Origin of the sequence: Vulcanococcus limneticus LL, from assembly GCF_002252705.1 — a bacterium.
In the GTDB taxonomy this organism is placed as follows: domain Bacteria; phylum Cyanobacteriota; class Cyanobacteriia; order PCC-6307; family Cyanobiaceae; genus Vulcanococcus; species Vulcanococcus limneticus.
This window is the reverse complement of the sequence record NZ_NQLA01000004.1, coordinates 73,886-93,796: the sequence shown is the minus strand read 5'-3', so window position 1 is coordinate 93,796 and position 19,911 is coordinate 73,886. Positions and strand designations below refer to the sequence as shown.

Here is a 19,911-nt window from a genome sequence, read left to right as displayed (position 1 = left end):
GACGCTGCGCGGTGCCATCCCTTCTTTACACGCCGGTGCGGCTGGGGCTGAGTAGGGCGCTGGGGTTGGTCCTGGGGGGGCTGGCCGCAGGCGCTGGGCCGCTGCCGGCCGTGGCGGCCGTGCCAGTCATCGCCCAGTCCGCCCCGGCTCGGCCCACCGGGCCTCAGGCCGCCCAGTCCGCTCCGGCCGTCTCGCCCGGTCCCAGCGGATCCGCCACGGGGGCAGGACCGGCCGCCTCGCCCGCGGAGCCCGCGGGCTCCACGATCTCCCAGGCCGCCTTCGAGGCGCTGCTGCTGCGCGGCGACCTGGCCTCCCTCGATGCCGCCTGCCTTGATGCCGCCCGCTTCGATCTGGTGAGCCGGCTGCGGATGCTGCGCAATGCCCTGCTGGCGGTGCAGCCCACTCCCCGCTCCCTGGAGCTGGTGTTGCGCAACGCCAATGCCCTGCTGAACTGCCGCGCCCCCGACGACGCCCTCACCGTGCTGAACCGCTACGGGCCCCAGGCAGGGTCCGAGCGGGACCAGTGGCTGATCCAGCAGTGGCGGGCCGCCAACGCCGGCCTGCACCACCGCCTGGCGGCCGAGGCCCTGGAGCGCCTGTCCCAGGGCAGTCTCGCCGCGCTCGAAACCATCCCCCTGCCGCTGCAGCTGCGCCAGGACGGCAGCCTGGCGACTCGCCCGGCCCTGGACGTCTACGCGGAGCACCTGGTGGTGCTGGGTCGGGAGGCTGACGCCGCTGCAGCCCTGCTGGCGGGCCGACTGCCCGGCCGGCCGGCGGCCGAGCGGCTGCAGCGGGCTGCGGCCCTGCTGCGGGAGCTGCCGCTGGAGCAGCGCAACCAGCTGCTCGAGACGGCCCTCGACCAGGCTGCCGCCGCCGGCGCCTGGGGCCTGGCGGCCTCCCTGCTGGCGGACCAGCGGGCCCTGCTCCAGGCCGCGGGCCTGAGTGACCAGCGGCCCAGTGAGCGCTTCCTCAAGCTGGCCCAGCGCATCGATGATGCCTACGGCGAGTGGCAGATCAGGAGGCAGGATCCTCAGCAGGGACCCCGCAGCGCGGAGCTGCAGCGCCAGCTGCGCTCGCCGCGGGAGCCCGGAGGCCACGCCCGATCCCAGCCATGACTGCCGCCTACACCCTCGGCTCCCTGCTCTACGAAGGCAAGGCCAAGCGGGTCTTCCAGACCGACCGGCCCGAGCTGGTGGCGGTGGAGTTCAAGGACGACGCCACGGCCTTCAACGCCCTCAAGAAGGCCCAGCTGGCCGGCAAGGGGGAGCTGAACTGCCAGATCTCTGCCCGGCTGTTCGAGCTGCTGGAGCGCGAGGGCGTACCGACCCACTACCTGGGCCTGCAGGGGCGCAGCTGGCAGGTGGTGAAGCCAGTGTCGATCGTGCCGGTGGAGGTGGTGATCCGCAACGTGGCCGCAGGCTCCCTCTGCAAGCAGATGCCGATCGCCGCCGGCACGCCCCTGGAGCCGCCCCTGCTCGATCTCTATTACAAGGACGACGCCTACGGCGACCCCCTGCTCACCGACGCCCGGCTTGCGCGTCTCGGTCTGCTGAACGCCGACCAGCGGGCGGAGCTGGAGCGCCTGGCCTTCCGGGTCAATGCGGTGCTGCGTGCCTTTTTCGCCGCAATCGGCCTGCAGCTGGTGGATTTCAAGATCGAGCTGGGCTTCACCGCCGCCGGCGAGCTGGTGGTGGCCGATGAGATCAGCCCCGACACCTGCCGCCTCTGGGACCTGCAGGTGGCTGATGCCAGCGACCGCATCCTGGACAAGGACCGGTTCCGCCAGGACCTCGGCGGCGTGGTCGAGGCCTACGGGGAGGTTCTCAAACGGGTCCAGGGGGCCTGCCCCGAGCCGCGCATTTACGGGTAACGTCAGCGGCATTTGCGGCTTGGCCGCGTGCTCAGGACGCCCATGGCTGGCCCAAGCAACGTCATGAACCGCACTCACCGGTTGCGTGAGGCCCTGGGGGTCGCCGCCACCCTGCCGGTGCTGGTGATCGGTGCCGGGTTCCAGGGCGCCCTCGCCGCCCCGGCCTCCACCCGAACCGACGCCCCCTCCACCTCCCAACCGGCCCCCGCCGGCAGCGCCCCAGCTGCCTCGCCCGCACCGGCTCCTGCCCCGCAGGCTGCCCCGGCCCCGGCCGCTGAAGTTCCCGCTGCGGGCCCAGGTAGCCTGGCACCGGCGGCGCCGGCCGAACCACGGGTGCTGATCAGTGAGGTAGTGGTCAAGGGGCTGGAGCAGCACCCCGAGCGCGAGCGCCTGGAGCTGGCCGTCTACGACGCCATGGCCACCCGCCCCGGCACCCGCGCCACCCGCAGCGAACTCCAGACCGACCTCTCGGCTGTCTACGCCACCGGATGGTTCTCGGATGTGCGCATCCAGCCCGTCGACAGCCCCCTGGGGGTGCAGGTGGTGGTGACCGTGGCCCCCAACCCGGTGCTGACCAAGGTGGAGCTGGAGGGCGTCGGAGCCAAGACCAAGCTGCCGGCCACCCTGGTCCCCGACACCTTCGCGGCGGACTACGGCAAGACCCTCAACCTCAACACCCTGCAGACCCGCCTGGGCGAGCTGCAGAAGTGGTATTCCGACCAGGGCTATTCCCTGGCCCGGGTCACTGGCCCCAGCCGCGTCAGCCCCGAGGGGGTGGTGCAGCTGCAGGTGCGGGAGGGCAGGGTGGCCGGCGTGGACGTGCAGTTCCTCAACAAGGAGGGCTCCGCCACCGACGACAAGGGCCGGGCCTACAAGGGCAAGACCAAGAGCTGGGTGATCACCCGCGAAATCTCGATCAAGCCCGGCGAGACCTTCAACCGCCGCCAGCTCGAAGACGACATCAAGCGCCTCTACGGCACTGGCCTGTTCAGTGACGTCAAGGTGACGCTGAGGCCCGTGGCGGCCACGCCGGGAGAGGTCACGATCGTGCTGGGGGTGACCGAGCAGTCCACCGGCTCGCTCTCCGGCGGCCTCGGCTACAGCCAGAGCCAGGGGGTCTTCGGCCAGATCCAGCTGCAGGACAGCAACCTGCTGGGCCGGGCCTGGGACATGGCCCTCAACTTCACCTACGGCCAGTACGGCGGCCTGGCGGATCTCACCTTCAGCGATCCCTGGATCAAGGGCGACAAGTACCGCACGGCTTTCAGGGCCCGCCTGTTCCTGAGCCGCGAAGTGCCCCAGGTCTTCCAGAGCCAGAACAACGGCAACGTCAATACCGTCTCCGACGTCTCCAACGACTTCTTCAAGGCGCCCTCCTCCGCGAACGCCTACAACATCAACAGCAACAACAATCCCACAGGCACCTCCTTCGGCAGCATCAGCAAGGCTGAAAAAGCCGACCCCAGCCTCAACTGGTTCAACCTCGACGGCAACTCGATCGCCCTGCAGCGCTTCGGCGGCAACCTCCAGTTCGTGAGGCCCCTCAACGGCGGCAACCCCTTCAAGCGCGCACCCTGGAGCGTGGTGGTGGGCCTCAGTGCCCAGGAGGTGACGCCGATGAACTTTGCCGGTGACGTGATGCCCTACGGCGTCAGCACCAACAACTTCAACGGCAGCCGCACCACCGTTGGCAACGTGATCTGTGTTGCCTACAACTGCGCTAGTAAAAACCAGCTGGTGGGCCTGCGCTTTGCGGCCACCATGAACAAGCTCAACGATCCCCGCAACCCCACTTCCGGTAACTTCCTCAGCCTCGGCACCGAACAATTCTTCTCCGTAGGCACCGATTCGCCCACCTTTAACCGCCTGCGCGGCAGCTTCACCCACTACATCCCGGTGAACTGGCTGAAGTTCTACAAGGGCTGCCGCGCCAAGCCCGGCCAGAAGCCCTCCGATTGCAAGCAGGCCCTGGCCTTCCAGGTGACCGCCGGCACCAACGTGGGCCAGCTGCCTCCCTACGAGGCCTTCTGCCTGGGTGGCTCCAACTCCGTGCGCGGCTTCTACGACTGCGACCTGGGCGTGGGCCGCAGCTTCGGCGAGGCCACGATCGAATACCGCTTCCCCCTGTTCAGCATCGTCAGCGGCGAGCTCTTCATCGATGGCGGCACCGCCTTCGGCTCCCAGAAGAACGTGCCCGGTTCGCCCGGCACCCTGCTCAACAAGCCCGGCCAGGGCTTCTCCGTGGGTACCGGCGTGATCGTCACCACCCCGGTGGGTCCGCTGCGCCTGGAGGTGGCTAGCCGGGACTTCAGCGGCGACTGGCGCTTCAACCTTGGCGTGGGCTGGAAGTTCTGAGACCCCGTTGCGAGACCCGGTTCTGAACTCAGCAGAAGCGATTCATCCCCCCGAGGTGCCCTAGCCATGACCCTCTGGCCCAGCGACTATTCCCAGGCCTGGACCCTGGCCGCTCCGGTGGAGCGCACCGGGGTGGGTCTGCACAGCGGCGGTCAGGCCCGGCTGCGGCTGGAGCCCTCGGAGCTGCCGGGCTTCCGGGTGGGCTGGCTGGATGCCCCCCAGCTGGGCCTGACGGCCCTGCACCCGGATCAGGTGTGCGAGACCCAGCTGTGCACCGTCCTGGCCCTGGGCCCGCGCCGGCTGGCGACGGTGGAGCACCTGCTGGCGGCCCTGGCCGGGCTGGGCATCACGGCGGCCCTGATCCTCGTGGAGGGGGCCGAGGTGCCCCTGCTGGACGGCTCGGCCCAGCCCTGGGTGGAGGCCATCGCCGAGGCGGGACTGCGGCCGCTCGGCGAGCGTCCCGCCGCCCTGGGCCTGGAGCAGCCGATCGTCCTCCAGCAGGGCCAGAGCTTCGCCACAGCCCTGCCCAGCGAGTGTCTGCGGATCGGAGCTGCGATCGAGTTTCCCCAGGCCGCCATCGGCCGCCAGCTCTACTCGCTCGAGCTCACTCCCCAGGCCTTTGTGGAGCAGATCGCCCCGGCCCGCACCTTCGGCTTCCGCGACCAGGTGGAGCAGCTGCGGGCCGCCGGCCTGATCCGCGGCGGCGCCCTTGACAACGCGCTGGTCTGCGACGGGGACGGCTGGCTCAACCCACCCCTGCGCTACCCCGACGAACCGGTGCGCCATAAGCTCCTGGATCTGCTGGGGGATCTGGCCCTGGTTGGTCTGCCCCGTGCCCAGGTCTTCGCGTTCCGCGGTTCCCACGGCCTCCACACCGCCCTGGCCGCGAGGCTGGCGTCCCTCTCCAGTCCCGTGCCGGCCTGAGCCTGCACCCCGGCCGCTCCCTTCCCTGCCTGACACTCTTGTCCGACTCCACCGCCACGGCTGCCGCTCCCGCCCCCCAGGCGACCGCCGCTCCGGTGCTCACCAGCGAGCAGATCCTGGGGCTGCTGCCCCACCGCTACCCCTTCGCCCTGGTGGATCGGGTGATTGAGCACGAGCCCGGCAAGCGCGCCGTGGCCCTCAAGAACGTGACCTTCAACGAGCCCCAGTTCCAGGGCCATTTCCCCGGGCGACCGCTGATGCCGGGCGTGCTGATCGTGGAGGCGATGGCCCAGGTGGGTGGCCTGATCGTGACCCAGATGCCGGAGCTGCCGAAGGGGCTGTTCGTGTTCGCCGGCATCGACGGGGTGCGCTTCCGTCGGCCCGTGGTGCCCGGTGATCAACTCCGTATCACCTGCGAGCTGCTCAGCCTCAAGCGCCGGCGCTTCGGCAAGGTGAAGGCCGAGGCCCGGGTGGATGGCGAGCTGGTCTGCTCCGGCGAGCTGATGTTTTCCCTGGTGGACTGAGGCGATGAGCAGCGCAGCGACCAGTAGTCAGGCCCCGGTCGACGGGCAGACGCGCATCCACCCCACGGCGGTGGTGGATCCCGCCGCCCAGCTCGATCTGGGGGTGGAGATCGGCCCCTTCGCCGTGGTCGGTCCGGAGGTGCGCATCGGCGCCGGCAGCCGCATCGGCCCCCATGTCGTGCTGGATGGGCGCGTCACCCTGGGCAGCCGCAATCGGATCTTCCCCGGGGCCTGCATCGGCGCCGAACCCCAGGATCTCAAGTACAACGGCGCCCCCACCGAGGTGGTGATCGGCGACGACAACTCGATCCGCGAGTGCGTCACCATCAACCGCGCCACCCATGACGGCGAACAGACCCGCATCGGCAACGGCAACCTGCTGATGGCCTACAGCCACCTGGGCCACAACTGCCACCTGGGCGATCGCATCGTGATCGCCAACGGTGTGGCGGTGGCCGGCCACGTGGTCATCGGCGATCGGGCCGTGATCGGCGGGGTGCTCGGCATCCACCAGTTCGTGCACATCGGCACCATGGCCATGCTGGGCGGCATGAGCCGCATCGACCGCGATGTGCCCCCCTTCGCGATCGTTGAGGGGCACCCTGGCCGGCTGCGGGGCCTGAACCGCATCGGCATCAAGCGCAGTGGCCTGGGTGAGCTGGACGGCGGTGCCCAGGCCAAGCAGCTCCAGGAGGTATGGGCCCAGCTCTATCGCGGCGAGGCGGTGCTGGCCGAGGCCCTGAAGCTGGTGCGCTCCTGGGATCTCTATCCGCCGGCCGAGACCCTGGTGAGCTTCCTGGAGGCCTCGATCGGTCCGGGCCGCCGCGGCCCCCTGCCTGCCCAGCGTCCATGACCCGTCTGCTGATCAGCACCGGGGAGGTGTCCGGTGACCTGCAGGGGGGCCTGCTGGTCACGGCCCTGCGCCAGGAGGCTGGGCGGCGCGGGTTGGATCTGGAGATCGTGGCCCTGGGTGGACCGCGCATGCAGCGGGCCGGCGCCCGTCTGCTGGCGGACACGGCACCGATGGGGGCAATCGGCCTGTGGGAAGCGATCCCGTTGATCCTGCCCACCCTGCGGCTGCAGCGGCGCGTCAACCGCTGGCTGAAGCGCACCCCCCCCGATGGGGTGGTGCTGATCGACTACATGGGGGCCAACGTGAGCCTGGGCCGGCGGCTCAAGCACAAGTTGCCGACGGTGCCGATCACCTACTACATCGCCCCCCAGGAGTGGGCCTTCAGCTTTGGCGAGGGGGGCACCACCCGGCTGATCAGCTTCACCGACAGGATCCTGGCGATCTTTCCCGAGGAGGCCCGCTTCTACGGCGCCCGCGGCGCCCAGGTGACCTGGGTGGGCCATCCGCTGCTCGACACCCTGCAGCAGCTGCCCTCGCGCCAGGTTGCCCGCGTCGAGCTGGGCCTGGCGCCGGACGAACAGTTGCTGCTGCTGCTGCCGGCCTCCCGCAGCCAGGAGCTGCGCTACCTGGTGCCGCCGCTGGCCGCGGCAGCCGCCGAATTGCAGCGGCGACGGCCGGGGCTGCGGGTGCTGGTGCCCGCGGGCCAGGCCAGTTTTGAGGCACCCCTGGCTCGTGCCCTGGCCGCTGCGGGGCTGCGGGCCGAGGTGGTGCCGGCGGCCGAAGCCGACCGGTTGCGGCCCGTGCTCTGCGCCGCCGCTGATCTGGCCCTCACCAAGTCCGGCACGGTGAACCTGGAACTGGCCCTGCGGGGAGTGCCGCAGGTGGTGGGCTACCGGGTCAGCCGGCCCACCGCCTGGGTGGCCAGGCACCTGCTGCGCTTCCAGGTGGACCACATCTCGCCGGTGAATCTGGTGTTGGGGGAGCGGCTGGTGCCCGAGTTGCTCCAGGACGACCTGACGGCGGCGGCGATCGTGGCCGAGGCCCTGCCGCTTCTGGAGGCCGGCGCCGGCCGGGAGCGGATGCTGGAGGGCTACGGGCGTCTGCGCCGGGCCCTGGGGGAGCAGGGCGTCACCCAGCGGGCGGCGGCCGCCATCCTGGATGGCCTGCCCGCCGCCACCCCCGCCGTGGTGCCCGCCTGATGCGCCTGGTTCCCCCCCCAGCCCGCTCCCTTCCAGCCCGCCTGGATGGCCTGCGCGATCGGTGGCGGCGATGCTGTGGCCTGGCCCTTGTGCTCGTGCTGCTCACCGCCCTGGCGGCGCCGGCCCAGGCGGCCGTGGAGGAGGCGGTGCTGGCCGGTGGCTGCTTCTGGTGCCTGGAGCACGACCTGGAGGTGCTGCCCGGGGTGCTGGAGGCGGTGAGCGGCTACAGCGGCGGCTCCCTGGCCAACCCCACCTACCGTCAGGTGTCCGCCGGCGGTACGGGCCACCAGGAGGTGGTGCGCGTGCGCTTCGACAATGCCCGCATCAGTTATCCCACCCTGCTTCGGGCCTATTGGCGCAACGTCGATGCCCTTGATGGCGGTGGCCAGTTCTGTGACCGCGGCAGCTCCTATCGGCCCGTGATCTTCCCGAAGGGGGAGCAGCAGGCCCGGCAGGCCCGCGAGAGCCTCCAGGCCGCCGCCCGCGAGCTGGGCCGGCCCGCCGCGGCCCTGAAGGTGGCGATCAGGCCGCTGCAGACCTTCTGGCCGGCGGAGGCCTACCACCAGAACTACGCCGAGACCAACGCGGTGAAGTACCGCTACTACCGCTGGGCCTGCGGCCGGGACCGGCGCCTCGACGAGCTCTGGGGCTCCCGGGCCCGCACCAGTCGGTCATGGGGTGCTGACCGCTGATTGCTTGGCCATCTCCCGGCTGGGGGATTCGCGGCGGCACTTTCTGTTGAAAAGCTGAAGGCCCTGGCCGCTCCTGAGGGCAACCCTTCAGTGTTGAAGCGGATTTGGCGCCTGTTGGCATCGAGTCCCAGCGCCTACGTTGTCCTGGTCCACCAGCCAGGGTCCGTATGTATCTGCTGACCATCCGCGATGGCCTGGTCACCCGTCACGTGGGCCCCTACGCCAGCCCAAAGCTGGCTGCCGACGACCTGGACCGGCTGCTGCGCCAGTTCGGAGAACGGGCCCGCTGGCAGATCCACGCGCTGGAGTCGCCGGAGCACGTGTTCGGCCGCGCCCAGCTGGCTGCCTGAGGAGTGGCGGCTTGAGCGAGTTCCGGTTGCCTGCGGGCTGGTGCAGCCTGAATCCTCAGTTGGGCAGCTGCTTCTTCTGGCCGGGGTAGCCCCGCAGTAGGCCGCTCTCAATCATGAGGCCCACGCCGGCCACCACGGCGATCAGGCCGAAGGTGCCATACCAGAACCAGGGGCCCGGTTCCTTGATCAGGGCTGAAGACTGGGCCGACTGGGCCCAGGTGTGGATCGTGCGCCGGGTGATCGCCTCACCGATCAGGCACAGGCCCGCGGGCAGCAGCAGGACCCCAGCCTGGGCCTTGACGTACCAGCGGATCTTGCGAGCGGCCATGGCGTCGGGTCGGGCGTCGGGGCGCGCCCACCCTAGGCGGGGCCACCCTGAAGCACCCAGTTCACCAGCGTTCGCACCCCGAAGCCGGTGGCGCCGGCCGGATCCAGGCCGCGGCCCTTGTCGCTCCAGACGGTGCCGGCGATGTCCAGGTGGGCCCAGGGGATGTCCTTGGCCACGAAGTCCCGCAGGAAGAGGGCCGCGGTGATTGAGCCGCCGGGGCGGGGACCGGTGTTCTTGAGGTCGGCCACGCCGCTCTTGAGGCCGTCTTTGTAGGAGGCCCGCAGGGGCATGCGCCACAGGGCCTCACCGCCTTGCTCGCCGGCGGCCAGCAGGGCCTCGGCCAGGCCGTCGCTGGGCGACCAGAGGCCAGCGATCTCCTCGCCCAGGGCAATCACGCAGGCGCCTGTGAGGGTGGCCAGGTCCACCAGGGCATCGGGCTCGAGTTTGCTGGCGTACACCAGGGCATCGGCCAGGGTGAGGCGCCCCTCGGCGTCGGTGTTGTTGATCTCGATCGTCTTGCCGTTGGAGGCGGTGACGATGGCGCCAGGGTGGATGGCGTTACCGCTGATCATGTTTTCGCAGGCGGCCACGATCGCGTGCACTTCCACCCCCGCTGGCTGCAGTTGGGCGATGGCCCGCATGGCGCCCAGCACCGCCGCGCTGCCGCCCATGTCGTACTTCATCATCTCGATCTGGGAGCCGGCGGTCTTGAGGTTGTAGCCGCCCGAATCGAAGGTGAGCCCCTTGCCCACCAGCACCAGGCGCCGCTCCGCGCCGGCGGCCGGTCGGTAGGTGAGGTGGATGAATTTGGGGGGCAGGTCCGAGCCCTGGGCCACCGCCAGATAGGCACCCATGCCCAGCGCTTCGCAGTCGGCCCGCTCCAGCACCTGCAACTCCAGGCCAAAGTCCCGGGCGATGGCGGCGGCCGTGTCGGCCAGGCCCTGGGGGGTCACCACGTTGGGGGGAGCGGCCACCAGCTCGCGGGCCAGCTCCACGCCGGCGCACACCGCCGCCACCCCGTTGAGGGCCGCCACCCTGGCCTCCGGCTGCCCCAGCAGGGTCACGCCGCTCGGCAGCTGGCGGGGTTCGCTCTCGCTCTTGAACCGCTGGTCGGCGAACAGGCTGAGGCGCACGGCCTCGGCGATGGCGGCCGCCGCGGCGCCGGCCTCCAGGCCCTCAAGCGGCAGGGCCAGCCCCAGCTCCCCACCACCGGCGGCCAGGCTGGCCCTCGCGGCGGCCGCGGCCGCGGTGCGCAGGCCATCGAGGTTGAGGTCGGCCGGATCGCCCAGGCCCACCAGCACCAGGGTGCGGGGGCTCTGGCCCAGCAGCTCGAAGCTCAGGCTCTCGCCGGATTTGGCCTTGAACGTGCGCTGCTGCAGCCGCTCGCCCAGGGCCGCCCCGAAGCGTGCGTCCAGCTCGCCCCGCTGGGCCGTGGCCAGGGCTCCGTCGCCGCCGAACAGGCCTACCGCCAGAACGTCGCCGCTCCAGTCGCGGGCGGTTGACGGGCTGCAGCGGAACTCCATCGGGACCTGGCGGGTGGGCGCGATCGTAGGGCTGCTGGCTGGGGCGGCGCCTGTCGGGATGGGCCTGGGAGCCGGGCGCTGTGGCTCAGTCGAGGTCGGCGGTGAAGGGGGTGGCCCAGCGGGCCCGGGTCTCCTTGTTGAAGGGGGGCAGCCAGCGCTGGATCAGCAGCTGCTCCAGGGCGCGGCGGCGCTTCACGGACTCCGGGGCATCGCCCCAGAAGCGGATCGACAGCTGACTGCCCAGTTCGGCCCGCTGCAGGGCCTCTCCGTAGGCCGCCAGGTAGCTCTTGCAGTCGTGCTCGCCCTTCCAGCGACGGTCAGCCCGGCCCGTTTCACCCACATACAGCAGCAGTGGCTGCGCCTCCAGGTGGGGCGGCCGATCCAGCACGAAATAGAGGGCGGCGCCCGCCTGGGGGGCGCTGGGCCAGCGCCAGAACTGCAGGTGCTGGGCCGCCAGGGCCAAGGGGTCTAGGCCGGCGGCCCGGTGCACGAGGTCGTCCCTGGAGGCGTCGTCGGGCGCGTGCGACCCGGAGGGCCAGAGGCTGCCCTGGCTGGCAGGGCCGGCATCCGCCGTCCCGGTGGCCGCCGCGAAGAGGGGTGCCTGGAAACCGGCGAGCCGCTGCTGCCACTCGCACAGCTGCCTCTGTTGCAGCGGCAGCCCCTCGGCTCCCGCCCCCTGACGCGGCGCGCCCGGGCCGCGGGCCAGGCCCAGCTCCGGGTCGACGCCCAGGTCCGGGCCGAACAGACTGCCCTGGCGGGGCTGGCGGGGCTGGCGGGGCTGGCGAGCGGGTGCCATCGGTCTTCAGGCGGGGCGCGGCAGCTCGGGACCGGCGGGGCCCTTGCCGAACCGCACCCGCCCGATCAGCTTCTCCACCACCGCTGGTGGCAGCTGAAGCCGCTCCTGCAGGTCCGCCAGATGGGCGAAGGGTTCCCGCTGGCGCTCGCGCAGCAGCCGCTGGCAGCGGGGCCCCGCCAGCTCCGGCAGCCGTTGCTGCAGCTCCGCTGCGCTGGCCCGGTTCAGATCCACCGCCTGGGGCCGGGAGGCGGAAGGAACCCCATCGCCATACCAGCGGAACAGCAGCAGCGGCTCCCAGCCGCGCAGTTGGGCGCCATCCAGCTCCAGCAGGCGCTGCAGGTCGTCCAGGCCGCTGAGCTGGACGCCGCCGGCCTGAAGCCGCAGCAGCAGATCCACCTGGGCCGGCTGGATGCCGGGTAGCCGCAGCCAGTCGGCGGCGGTGGCGCGGTTCACGTCGAGGCGCCAGCCCAGGGCGGCTGCATGGCGCACCTCCTCGGCGGAGGCGAGGCGAAGGGCCGGGTTCTGGCGCAGCTTGAGGGCCAGGAGCTCCTGCTCGATCGTCTCCTGTTCGACCTGGTCCTGTCCGGCCTGGTCCTGTCCGGCCTGCCCCAGGTCGGTGTTCCGCCGCTCCGCGGCGTCCTGCTGACGTGCATCTGCGCTTCGGGCGCCGGCCGGCCCCCCGGATGGGGCCCGCGGCGGCAGTTGCCCCGCGGCCTCCAGCAGGCTGCGGGCGAGGGGATCCAACCAGTGGCCCTTGGCCATGGCGGCTGGGGCGCGCTCAGGGTCGCCCGACCTTACCGAGGGCGGCCTCACTCCACCAATCCCAGCCGGATCCCCAGCACGGCGGCATGGGTGCGGTTGCGGGCGCCCAGCTTCGTCATCACCCGGCCCATGTGGCTCTTGACCGTCTCGGCCGTCACGTAGAGCTGGCTGGCGATCTCAGCGTTGCTGTGGCCGTCGGCGGCCTGGGCCAGCACGGCCAGTTCCCGTGGGCTGAGCTCCTCGCAGGGGCCGTCCTGGTGCAGGCCGTCCAGCTCAGGATGGGTGAACAGGCTGCGCAGGCCCCGGTCCAGGTAGAGCCCGCCGTTGCACACCGCCCGCACCGCGGCGGCACCGTCGCCGAGTCCGAGGCGCGATTCCAGGCAGATCCCCTCGCAGCCGGCGCGGATGGCGGCCCGGATCCGCGCCCGACGCCGCGGGTTGCTCACGATCAGCAGGGTGCGCTGCTCGGGACTGTGCTCCTTGATGGCCAGCACCAGCGCCATGCCGCAGCCCCGCTCCAGCTGGTCGCTGCAGATCAGCACATCGGGCCGGTGCCGCATCACCTGGTCCAGTCCCTCGGCCTCGGTGGTGCCGGCCCCGAGCACCTGGCCGGGGCGGGCAAAGTTGCTGCTGATGATGCTGAGGCTGAGGCGACTGCCCAGGCAGAGCACCAGGCGGCTGTCCCCCAGCAGCGCCTGACTCTCCAGGGTGTTGCGGTGCAGCTGCTCCAGCAACGGGGTGTAGTCCATGCCGATCCTGCTCGTCAGCGTCATCGCAGTCCCCAGCCTGTCCACTGGACGGCCTGGGTGCCACTGGATGGGCACAACAGCGAGGGCGACCAGCCGTGGCGGTGGGGCATCCCAGGCCGGTCAATACGGGCCTCCGCACTCGCCAGGCCCCCGTTGCGGCCAGCACAATCGAGGCCAATCCCCAGGCGCCCCTGCGCGCCGCCCGGCTGCGATGGCCTTCTTCGAATCCGAGATCGTTCAGGACGAGGCCAAGCGGCTGTTCACTGATTACCAGCAGCTGATGCAGCTGGGCGGCGAGTACGGCAAGTTCGATCGCGAGGGCAAGAAGCTCTTCATCGACCGGATGGAGGAGCTGATGGACCGCTACCGCGTGTTCATGAAGCGCTTCGAGCTCTCCGACGACTTCCAGGCCAAGCTCACGGTGGAGCAGCTGCGCACCCAGCTCAGCCAGTTCGGCATGACGCCCGAGCAGATGTTCGAGCAGATGCACCGCACCCTGGATCGGATGAAGGCCGAGCTGGAGAAGCAGGGCTGAGGGGCGCGGCCGGACCTGGCTGGACCTCCCACGGGAGGGTCTCTGCGTACGATCCGCAGCGATTGGCAGACGCGGCGCAGGAGATGGCCAAGGGCACGTGGGCGCTACCGGACTGGCTCGAACGGGGCGTCGCTGACCTGTTCCCGGCCGCTGCTGGAGCGGAGGCGGCGGCGGATCCCGACCAGCGGCTCGCGGCTCGGCTGGCGGAGGCCGAGCGCGTGGGCCGGCCCCTGCGGGTGAAGCTCGGCATCGATCCCACCGGCTCCGATATCCACCTGGGCCACTCGATCCTGTTCCGCAAGCTGCGGGCCTTCCAGGATGCGGGGCACACCGCGGTGCTGATCATCGGCGACTTCACCGCCCGCATCGGCGATCCCACAGGCAAGAGCGCCACCCGGGTGCAGCTCAGTGCCGCCGAGGTGGAGACCAACGCCGAGACCTATCTGGTGCAGCTGGGCCTGGGCCAGGATCCGGAGCGCGCCCTGCTGGATTTCGAGACCCCCGGCCGCCTGGAGGTGCGCCGCAACAGCGAGTGGCTGGCCACCCTGGATCTGCCCCAGGTGATCGAGCTGCTGGGCACCAGCACCGTGGGTCAGATGCTGGCCAAGGAGGACTTCGCCAATCGCTACGGCTCCGGCACGCCGATCTCCCTGCACGAGTTCCTCTACCCGCTGCTGCAGGGCTACGACTCGGTGCAGGTGCGCGCCGATGTGGAACTGGGCGGCACCGACCAGAAGTTCAACGTGGCCATGGGGCGCGACCTGCAGCGCCACTTCGGCCAGCGCCCCCAGTTCGGGATGCTGCTGCCGATCCTGCCGGGCCTCGATGGCGTGCAGAAGATGAGCAAGAGCCTGGGCAACACCGTGGGCCTGTCCGACGACCCCCTCTCGATGTACTCCAAGCTCGAGAAGGTGCCCGATGCGGCGGTGGAGGAGTACCTCACGCTGCTGACCAACCTGGAGTTGGCGGCTCTGCCTGAGAACCCGCGGGAGCGTCAGAAGGCGATGGCCCTGGAGATCACCCGCCAGCGCCATGGCGCGGCGGCGGCTGGGGCGGCCCAGGCCGATGCGGCGAAGCTGGTGCGACTTGGCGCAGGCACGGGCCACTTCGCTGTCTCAGGCGGGGAGGCTGATCTCCGCGCGGCGTCGGTGCCTGAGGCCTCCCTGGCGGCGGTGAACTTCCCCGCCAAGGCCTTCTATCTGCTCAGTGCCGTGGGGATCTGCGCCAGCAGCAGCGAGGCCCGCCGCCAGATCCAGGGCGGTGGCGTCAAGCTCGATGGCGAGAAGCTCACCGATCCCAACCAGGAGTTCGCCTCGGCGGCCGACCTGGAGGGCAAGGTGCTGCAGCTCGGCAAGAAGACCTTCCGGCGGTTGATTAACGGCTGACAGCCGTGCATCCCTGGCATGGGGGGCTGTGTGTCGCCGTTGGCTGGACAGGCCAGAGCCCTGTCCCTAACTTCACCCGACCCGAGCAACCCTGGCATGGCAGCGTCGATCCTCGTGGGTGATGGCCGATCGCTGACTGTCAGTTCCCATCTCTGCCAGTTGATCGAGACGCTGGACAGGCTCGGGCCTCAGCCTTGCCTGGGCAGCCTGCTGGATCTTCTGGAGAGGTCTCCCCTCACCCTGGAGGACGTCAGGCCCTGGGTGCGTCCCAATCCACGCCGCTTCTCCCGCGCCCGCGTGATCCGCCGGGAGGCCTATGAACTGCGGGTCATGACCTGGTTGCCAGGTCAGAGCGGTGATCCCCATGACCGCGGCACCTCCGTGGAGGCGATGCACGTTCTGGCGGGAACGGCCACGCAGCGCACGTACCAATTGGCCCGTGATGGTTATCTGGACCCCTGCCTGCATCTTGATCTGCCGGCAGGCAGTATCACGGGCTTTCACGATGCCGGCATCCACAGCATCGACAACCGCGACGAGCAGATGCTGGTGACGCTTCATGTGTACGCCCCGCCCCTGAATCACTTCCGCCGCTTCAAGGTGCGCCCCCAGAGGGCAGCACCAGCTTCGGCCAGTGTCTGTGTGATCGGTGGTGGCTACTCCGGTGTGATCACGGCCGTGCAGCTGCTGCGTGAGGCACGCCGGGCCCGAAGGCCGTTGACCGTCCATCTGGTGGAGCGGGAGGGGCGGCTTGGCGAGGGGGCTGCCTATGGAACTCAGGATGCGAACCACCGGCTCAATGTGCCAGCACGCAACATGAGTGCCTTTGCCGATGAGCCTGATCATTTTCTCGAATGGCTGCAGTCTCAGGGGCTTGAGGCCTTGCCCTCCACCTATGCGCTCCGCCTCCATTACGGGCGCTATATCCGGGACATCCTCGATGCCGAATTGAGCCAATCCAGGTGGCGGGACCATGACCTCGTGATCCATCTCGATGAAGCCCGCCGGGTCGAATCGTGTTCTCCGAGGGGATGGCAGGTGCATCTGGCCCGTCAGGACTCGATCAGTGCCGATGCGGTGGTGCTTGCCACCGGTCATCGTCCGCCTGGGGATCCTCTCCAGCACCGCTGGCATGGATCGCGTCAGCGCTGGATCGGCAATCCCTGGCGCCCCTACGTCGTGACGGATATCGAGCCCCACGAACCGGTCGCCGTCGTGGGAACGGGGCTTTCGGCCATCGACATTGCCCTCAGCCTGTGTGATCAGGCGCTGCCGCAGCGCACCGCCCCGGTCTGGCTGCTGTCACGGCGCGGCTGGCTCTGCGGGGCCCATGCCTCCAACCCCTTGCCGCCGCTGGATCTGGGGGATGCGGTGTCCGAGCTGCTGGCCGACCCCTCGCTCTCCACATCACGGCTGCTGCGCTGGTTTCGAACCCTGCTGAGGCGAGAGGACTGCCGGGATTGGCGACAGGCGATCGATGGGCTCAGACCCTTCACGAACCGGATCTGGGCAGCCCTGCCGCAGCCGCAGCGCGCCCGCTGGCTTCGTCATCTCAGGCCACACTGGGAGGTGCATCGTCACCGGATGGCCCCGGAGATCGCCGCCCGGATTGATCAGTTGATCGCCGCGGGTCTGCTGCGGATCCTGCCCTGCAGGCTGGACTCCGCCAGCGCTACCGACCAGGGCGTCGCCCTGACGCTGCGGGAGACCCGCGGGGAGCGCCGGGAGCGCCAGCTCGAGCTGGGATGGGTCATCAACTGCACAGGCCCTGCCCCCATCGATCGCCTCAGCGTGGATCCCCTGCTGGATTCCCTCCTGCGTTCCGGCGCCCTGCAGGTTGATTCGCTGGGGTTGGGACTTGCCAGTACCCCTGATGGCCGGGTTCTCGATGCGGCCGGTTCCATCCAGAACGATTTGCTGGTGGTCGGCACATTGCATAAACCATTGGCCTGGGAGAGCACCGCCGTGCCGGAGTTGCGCCAGCAGGCTGCGGTGGTGGCCCGGATCGCGGCATCAGTTCTGAGCGAGACCATTCTGAGCGAGACCATCTCCCCAGGTGAGGCTTGAGGCCGTGGCAGGTGGCAGCTGCCTCACTCCCGCCGGAACGTCCCCAGCCCGTTGAGGTTGAGGTTGTCAATGCGCAACGCCTCGGCACTGCCGCCCGAGCCGATCGAGAACACCACGGCGCTGGGTCCGTAGGCGTTCTCGCCTATCGGCTGGTAGCGGAAGGTGTGGCCGCTGACGTGGGTCAGGGGGAAGCGCAGCGGCGCCGGACCCAGCTCCAGCATCAGGCCCTGCCCCTCCTGGTGCCGCACGGCGATCGGGCCTACGTAGGCGTTGCGGTAGCGGCCCGCATAGGCCTGCGGCGCCAGGGCCGGAGTCGGTGCGGCGGGCGCCACGACCTGGGGATAATCCTGGCTGCCCATAGCCTGGAACACCCTGTTCAGGGCCGGGAGGTAGTCCTGCTGGATCGCACCGCGGCTGGCCAGATCCAGGAAGCTCAGCGCCAGGCTCTCGGGCAGGCCAACCGGTTGGGCGTTGGTGAGCGCCACGATCCCCAGCTTCTCTTCCGGCAACAGGTACACGGCGGTGGCGGCTCCGAGGTTGAAGGCGCCCGAATGGCTCAGCTGCACCTCGCCCCGGTTGGTGTACCCCACACCCCAGCCGAGGCCGTAGAGCCCGGCATGGTCCTGGCTGGGATTCTTCGGCGGGGTGCTGATCATCTGGGGGCGATGGGTCTCGGCCAGGGCGGTCGCCGCCACCAGCTGACGGCCATCAACCCTGCCGCCGGCGAGCTGCAGCCGCAGCCACTGGCCCAGGTCGCGAGCCGACGAGCTCACCCCACCGGCCGGTGCCTGGGCCTGGGGATCGCGCTGATAGCGGTCCACCCAGCGGCCGCCGTCGGGGACGTGGGGCCGGGCGCGGTTGGCCATCGCCATCCACTCGCTGAAGCGGGAGGTGGTGCGGGCCATGCCCAGGGGCCGGTAGAGCCGCTGGGCCGAGAGCGTCTCCCAGTCCTGGCCTGCGGCCCGGGCGGCGGCCACGGCGCCGGCGGTGAAGCCGAAGTTGGTGTAGTTGTAAACGGCGCGGAAGCGATTCTCGATCGGGATCAGGCGCAGTCGCCGCAGGATCGTCTCGCGATCGAAGCCGATGTCTTCCAGGTGGTCGCCGGCGTGGTCCGGCAGGCCGCTGCGGTGGGAGAGCAGATCCCGCAGGGTCACGCTGCTGGCGATCGCTGGAGGGCCGATGCGGGCTTCCGGCAGGGTGCGCAGCACCGGGTCGTCAAAGCCCACGCGCCCGTCGCCAACCACGGCCGCCACCACCGTGCTGGCGATGGGCTTGGAGAGGGAGGCCAGCTGGAACACCGTGTCGCCGTCCACGCGTGCCGGCTGGCCCGCCTCCAGCACACCGAAGCCCCGCAGATACACCACCCGGTCGTCGTGGACCACGACCACCGACATCCCCGGCACGCCACTGCGCCGCATCAGGTCTGCCGCCAGGCCGTCCAGCTGGGCCAGGGCGTTGCGTAGCCGCGTTGGGGTCACCTGGCTTGCCGGCGCTGGCGGCCCCTCGGCGGCGCGGGCGGCCGGGACGGCAAGCCTGGCCGGGCCGAGACCGCCCCAGCTGACCAGCAGAAGGATCCCGGCCCGGAGCGCCGGCCGGGCCGCCCGGTTCCTCGCCGCCGGGTTTGCTGCCGCCCGGTTGCGGGGTCTGCCGGAGTCGTCTGCGACCATTGCCCCCCAGCCAGTGGCGTCACGCTAGGAACGGCTGCCGCTGCCGGCGGCGGTCCCGGGGCGGTGGCAGAAGGGGCCTGTCAGAGGCTGCGCAGCACCGCCAGATCCTCGGCGTCGAGGGGGGTGGGGATGCCGTGGCGCAGCACCTCCGCGAAGTCGGCATCGCCGCTCAGCACTGTGAGCAGATAGAGCCGACCCGGCCCCGGATTCTCCAGATCGTGGAAGGCGTCCTCCGGCACCACCACCACGTCGCCGCCTCGGGCGCGGATGCAGGCCTCCCCCACGTGGAACAGCACCTGCCCGCGCAGCACGAAGAACAGTTCGGCGGCGTGGTGGTGGGCGTGGGGCGGAACCCGGTCGCTGGGGTCGTGAATCTCCAGGAAGACCGTTGCCGCCGTTGCCTGCTCCGGATCGTGCAGCAGCGACAGGCGGCAGTGGTCGCTGTCGCTGAAGCGAAAGCCCTGGAGCTGTTCGGGCCGAAGGATGCGCGGGAGCAACGGACGCAGCCGGAACGGCGGTTCACAGCGCGCATGCTGGGTCGCCGCGATGGCGTTGGCAAGGGCACCGCTCCCTAGCCTGCGGGTTGTGCGTCGTCCCTACGCCCGTGACCGCCACACCCGCCGATCGGATCATCGTGGCCCTCGATGGCATGGCCCCGGATCAGGCGCTGACCTTCGCGGCGACTGTGTCGGATCTGCGCTGGGTGAAGGTGGGACTGGAGCTATTCGTAGCGGGGGGGCCGGCCGTGGTGGAGCGGCTGCGCCAGCGGGGCCTGCGGGTGTTCCTGGATCTCAAGTTCCACGACATCCCCGCCACCATGGCCGGGGCCTGCCGCAGCGCGACCCGGCTCGGGGCCGAGCTGATCACGGTGCATGCCAGTGCGGGGAGCGAGGCCCTCGCGGCAGCCCAGAGCGCAGCGGTGCAGGCGGCTGCGGACTCCGGCCTGCCGGCGCCCACCCTGCTGGCGGTGACGGTGCTCACCAGCTGGGATCCGCTCCGCTTCGCCGCCGAGCTGGCGATCGAGGAGCCGCTGCAGGCCTACGTACCCCGCCTGGCGCAGCTGGCGGCGGCCTCCGGGATCGGCGGGGCCGTGTGCTCGCCCCTGGAGGTGGCGGCCCTGCGCGCTGCCCATCCCCATCCCTTTGCCCTGGTGACGCCGGGCATCCGGCCGGCGGGGGCCGATCGCGGCGATCAGCAGCGGGTGCTCACCCCCGCCGAGGCCGTGGCGGCGGGCTCCAGCCAGCTGGTGATCGGGCGACCGATCACGGCGGAGGCGGATCCAGCGGCGGCCTTTGCGGCCTGTTGCGCCGAGCTGGAGGGCTGAGCGATGCC

20 protein-coding genes are annotated in these 19,911 nt (G+C 70.6%); 13 read left to right on the top strand and 7 right to left on the bottom strand.

The genetic code is table 11. From position 1 onward, the window contains the following. Positions 1-11: 11 nt before the first annotated feature. From CJZ98_RS03725 to CJZ98_RS03685, 9 genes are all read left to right on the top strand, one after another. Complete coding sequence (locus tag CJZ98_RS03725) at positions 12-1,115, top strand: hypothetical protein (RefSeq protein ID WP_157910850.1); 1,104 nt, start codon at positions 12-14, stop codon at positions 1,113-1,115. Then, positions 1,112-1,870, top strand: coding sequence for a phosphoribosylaminoimidazolesuccinocarboxamide synthase (purC, locus tag CJZ98_RS03720; RefSeq protein WP_094588478.1), 759 nt, complete (start codon positions 1,112-1,114; stop codon positions 1,868-1,870). The genes CJZ98_RS03725 and purC overlap by 4 nt, the downstream gene beginning before the upstream one ends. A gap of 63 nt (positions 1,871-1,933) precedes the next feature. Beyond that, complete coding sequence (locus CJZ98_RS03715; protein WP_094588476.1) at positions 1,934-4,225, top strand: BamA/TamA family outer membrane protein; 2,292 nt, start codon at positions 1,934-1,936, stop codon at positions 4,223-4,225. Positions 4,226-4,291: 66 nt separating this feature from the next. Next, entirely contained in the window at positions 4,292-5,149 is an 858-nt protein-coding gene (gene lpxC, locus CJZ98_RS03710) for a UDP-3-O-acyl-N-acetylglucosamine deacetylase (RefSeq protein ID WP_094588474.1), read from the top strand. 95 nt (positions 5,150-5,244) lie between these two features. Next, positions 5,245-5,673 (top strand): 3-hydroxyacyl-ACP dehydratase FabZ, encoded by a 429-nt coding sequence (gene fabZ / locus CJZ98_RS03705; protein ID WP_094588630.1) that lies wholly within the window; start codon positions 5,245-5,247, stop codon positions 5,671-5,673. Positions 5,674-5,677: 4 nt separating this feature from the next. After that, on the top strand, positions 5,678-6,526 hold the full coding sequence (lpxA, locus tag CJZ98_RS03700) for an acyl-ACP--UDP-N-acetylglucosamine O-acyltransferase (protein WP_094588472.1): 849 nt from the start codon (positions 5,678-5,680) through the stop codon (positions 6,524-6,526). Further along, positions 6,523-7,725, top strand: a complete 1,203-nt coding sequence (gene lpxB, locus CJZ98_RS03695) for a lipid-A-disaccharide synthase (protein WP_094588470.1) — start codon at positions 6,523-6,525, stop codon at positions 7,723-7,725. The genes lpxA and lpxB overlap by 4 nt, the downstream gene beginning before the upstream one ends. Then, on the top strand, positions 7,725-8,417 hold the full coding sequence (gene msrA / locus CJZ98_RS03690; RefSeq protein WP_094588468.1) for a peptide-methionine (S)-S-oxide reductase MsrA: 693 nt from the start codon (positions 7,725-7,727) through the stop codon (positions 8,415-8,417). The genes lpxB and msrA overlap by 1 nt, the downstream gene beginning before the upstream one ends. 167 nt (positions 8,418-8,584) lie before the next feature. Beyond that, the gene (locus CJZ98_RS03685) at positions 8,585-8,767 is read left to right on the top strand and encodes a hypothetical protein (protein WP_094588466.1); all 183 of its coding nucleotides are present in this window, start codon (positions 8,585-8,587) and stop codon (positions 8,765-8,767) included. A gap of 55 nt (positions 8,768-8,822) precedes the next feature. Here CJZ98_RS03685 and CJZ98_RS03680 read toward each other — a convergent pair whose 3' ends face one another. The 5 genes from CJZ98_RS03680 to CJZ98_RS03660 all read right to left on the bottom strand — a co-directional run bounded on the left by CJZ98_RS03680 (position 8,823) and on the right by CJZ98_RS03660 (position 12,949). After that, positions 8,823-9,095, bottom strand: coding sequence for a hypothetical protein (locus CJZ98_RS03680; RefSeq protein ID WP_094588464.1), 273 nt, complete (start codon positions 9,093-9,095; stop codon positions 8,823-8,825). A gap of 32 nt (positions 9,096-9,127) precedes the next feature. Beyond that, positions 9,128-10,618: a leucyl aminopeptidase gene (locus CJZ98_RS03675; protein ID WP_094588462.1), complete on the bottom strand. Its 1,491-nt coding sequence runs from the start codon at positions 10,616-10,618 to the stop codon at positions 9,128-9,130. Positions 10,619-10,703: 85 nt separating this feature from the next. Next, positions 10,704-11,414, bottom strand: a complete 711-nt coding sequence (locus CJZ98_RS03670) for a GIY-YIG nuclease family protein (protein ID WP_232756169.1) — start codon at positions 11,412-11,414, stop codon at positions 10,704-10,706. A gap of 6 nt (positions 11,415-11,420) precedes the next feature. After that, positions 11,421-12,176 (bottom strand): helix-hairpin-helix domain-containing protein, encoded by a 756-nt coding sequence (locus CJZ98_RS03665; protein WP_094588460.1) that lies wholly within the window; start codon positions 12,174-12,176, stop codon positions 11,421-11,423. A 47-nt stretch (positions 12,177-12,223) separates the two neighbouring features. Beyond that, positions 12,224-12,949: a helix-turn-helix transcriptional regulator gene (locus tag CJZ98_RS03660; RefSeq protein WP_094588458.1), complete on the bottom strand. Its 726-nt coding sequence runs from the start codon at positions 12,947-12,949 to the stop codon at positions 12,224-12,226. 187 nt (positions 12,950-13,136) lie between these two features. Between CJZ98_RS03660 and CJZ98_RS03655 the strand changes: the two genes are divergently transcribed. The 3 genes from CJZ98_RS03655 to CJZ98_RS03645 all read left to right on the top strand — a co-directional run bounded on the left by CJZ98_RS03655 (position 13,137) and on the right by CJZ98_RS03645 (position 16,912). After that, the gene (locus CJZ98_RS03655) at positions 13,137-13,460 is read left to right on the top strand and encodes a DUF1825 family protein (RefSeq protein WP_094588456.1); all 324 of its coding nucleotides are present in this window, start codon (positions 13,137-13,139) and stop codon (positions 13,458-13,460) included. Positions 13,461-13,543: 83 nt separating this feature from the next. Continuing rightward, a complete protein-coding gene (gene tyrS, locus CJZ98_RS03650) occupies positions 13,544-14,845 on the top strand; it encodes a tyrosine--tRNA ligase (RefSeq protein WP_094588454.1) in 1,302 nt (433 codons plus the stop codon). A gap of 96 nt (positions 14,846-14,941) precedes the next feature. After that, positions 14,942-16,912: an FAD/NAD(P)-binding protein gene (locus tag CJZ98_RS03645; protein WP_198537460.1), complete on the top strand. Its 1,971-nt coding sequence runs from the start codon at positions 14,942-14,944 to the stop codon at positions 16,910-16,912. A gap of 23 nt (positions 16,913-16,935) precedes the next feature. Here the strand turns inward: CJZ98_RS03645 and CJZ98_RS03640 are convergent, their stop codons facing one another. Both CJZ98_RS03640 and CJZ98_RS03635 read right to left on the bottom strand, forming a co-directional pair. Beyond that, positions 16,936-18,390, bottom strand: coding sequence for a serine hydrolase (locus CJZ98_RS03640; protein WP_232756168.1), 1,455 nt, complete (start codon positions 18,388-18,390; stop codon positions 16,936-16,938). A 269-nt stretch (positions 18,391-18,659) separates the two neighbouring features. Next, positions 18,660-19,076: a cupin domain-containing protein gene (locus CJZ98_RS03635; RefSeq protein ID WP_094588448.1), complete on the bottom strand. Its 417-nt coding sequence runs from the start codon at positions 19,074-19,076 to the stop codon at positions 18,660-18,662. Positions 19,077-19,183: 107 nt separating this feature from the next. Between CJZ98_RS03635 and pyrF the strand changes: the two genes are divergently transcribed. Continuing rightward, the gene (gene pyrF, locus CJZ98_RS03630; RefSeq protein WP_094588446.1) at positions 19,184-19,903 is read left to right on the top strand and encodes an orotidine-5'-phosphate decarboxylase; all 720 of its coding nucleotides are present in this window, start codon (positions 19,184-19,186) and stop codon (positions 19,901-19,903) included. Positions 19,904-19,911: the final 8 nt, after the last annotated feature.